We start from the raw sequence: 1,808 nt of genomic DNA on the forward strand, positions 1-1,808 counted from the left end.
GTCCGGCACGACCCCGCGGTCGTGCCGGACCGGGACGGCCCCGGGCCCACCCGCCGTGCCGGAGCGAGCGTGACGCAGAGGTCACGTCGCCCCGGCTCCCCCGAGAGGAACACCATGACGGAGTCCGAGCAGCACACCACGGCCGCTGACCGCCTCAGCCCGCTCCACGACGAGCACGTCGCCCTGGGAGCCTCGCTCACGAGCTTCGGCGGCTGGCAGATGCCGCTGCGGTACACGAGCGACCTGGCCGAGCACCGTGCCGTGCGCGAGGCGGCCGGCCTGTTCGACCTCTCCCACATGGGGGAGATCGAGGTCAGCGGGCCCCAGGCCGCCGCAGCCCTGGACCGGGCGCTCGTCGGCAACCTCACGGCCGTGGCCGTGGGTCGTGCGCGGTACACCATGATCTGCGCCGAGGACGGCTCGGTCCTGGACGACCTGGTCGTCTACCGCCTGGCCGAGGAGACGTTCCTCGTCGTGGCCAACGCGGGGAACGCGCCGTTGGTGACGCAGGAGCTGGTCCGCCGGTGCGCGGGCTTCGACGCGACCGTCACCGACCAGGCTGAAGAGACCGCGCTCGTCGCGGTCCAGGGGCCCCGCGCCGAGGAGATCGTCACCTCGCTCGTCGCCGCTGACGACGTACAGACCGTCAAGGACCTGAAGTACTACGCGTCGGTCTCGGTGCGGGTCGCAGGTCTCGACACGTTGCTGGCCCGCACCGGCTACACGGGCGAGGACGGGTTCGAGCTGTTCGTCCCGGCCGAGCACGCGCGGGAGCTGTGGCAGGCCGTGCTGACGGCGGGGGAGCCGCTGGGGCTGGTCCCGGCAGGCCTCTCGGCCCGCGACTCGCTGCGCCTCGAGGCGGGCATGCCCCTCTACGGGCACGAGCTCGACACCACCACCACGCCGTACGAGGCGGGCCTCGGGCGCGTCGTGAAGCTCGACAAGGTCGATGCCGAGGGCAACCCGCTCGAGTTCGTCGGGCGCGCTGCGCTCGCGTCGCGCAAGGGCGCACAGCCCGCGCGCGTGCTCGTGGGCCTCCGCGGACTCGGCAAGCGTCCCGCCCGCGCGGGCTACGCCGTCGTGATCCCGGGCAAGGACCCCGACGTGCAGATCGGGTTCGTGACCTCGGGAGCGCCCTCGCCCACGCTCGGGTACCCGATCGCGATGGCGTACGTGACCCCCGAGTTCAGCGCCGAGGGCACCGAGCTCGCGGTCGACGTCCGTGGTCGCGAGGAGCCGGTGGTGATCGTGCCCATGCCGTTCTACCGTCGTCCTCAGGCGTCCTGACCGTCGTCGGACCGGTCCTGACGCCCGGTCCTGGCGTCAGGACCTGCCCCGCGCAGCGCACCGCCCCCGTTCTGCGGGCCACACGGCCCGCCCCCGTCCAGCACCCGCACCAGCACACCAGGAGCCCCCATGGCCGACTTCCCCGGCAACCTGCAGTACACCGCCGAGCACGAGTGGCTCGACGCCTCGAACCCGGCCGTCATCGGCATCACGAGCACGGCCGCCGAGGCGCTCGGTGACATCGTCTACCTCGAGCTCCCCGAGGTCGGGGCGGCCGTCACGGCCGGCGCGGTGATCGGCGAGGTCGAGTCGACCAAGTCGGTCTCCGAGCTCTACTCCCCGGTCACGGGGACGGTGGCCGAGGTCAACCAGGCCGCGATCGACGACCCGTCGCTCGTCAACGCCGAGCCCTTCGCGGGTGGTTGGCTCATCAAGGTCGACGTGACCGAGACGGGCCCCGTGCTCACGGCCGAGGAGTACAGCGCGCTCGTGGGCGGCTGACGGACAGCAGCGATGATCTG

At 72.7% G+C, this 1,808-nt stretch carries 2 protein-coding genes; both read left to right on the forward strand.

Features of this window, described 5'->3' with window-relative positions; genetic code table 11:
- Nucleotides 1-114 precede the first annotated feature (114 nt).
- Entirely contained in the window at nt 115-1,287 is a 1,173-nt protein-coding gene (gene gcvT, locus ACFWFR_RS19245) for a glycine cleavage system aminomethyltransferase GcvT (protein ID WP_377624187.1), read from the forward strand.
- Nucleotides 1,288-1,416: 129 nt separating this feature from the next.
- Nucleotides 1,417-1,788 (forward strand): glycine cleavage system protein GcvH, encoded by a 372-nt coding sequence (gene gcvH / locus ACFWFR_RS19250; RefSeq protein ID WP_191801850.1) that lies wholly within the window; start codon nt 1,417-1,419, stop codon nt 1,786-1,788.
- The last annotated feature ends 20 nt before the right edge of the window (nt 1,789-1,808 follow it).

Source organism: Oerskovia sp. NPDC060287 (assembly GCF_042726775.1).
GTDB lineage: Bacteria > Actinomycetota > Actinomycetes > Actinomycetales > Cellulomonadaceae > Oerskovia > Oerskovia merdavium.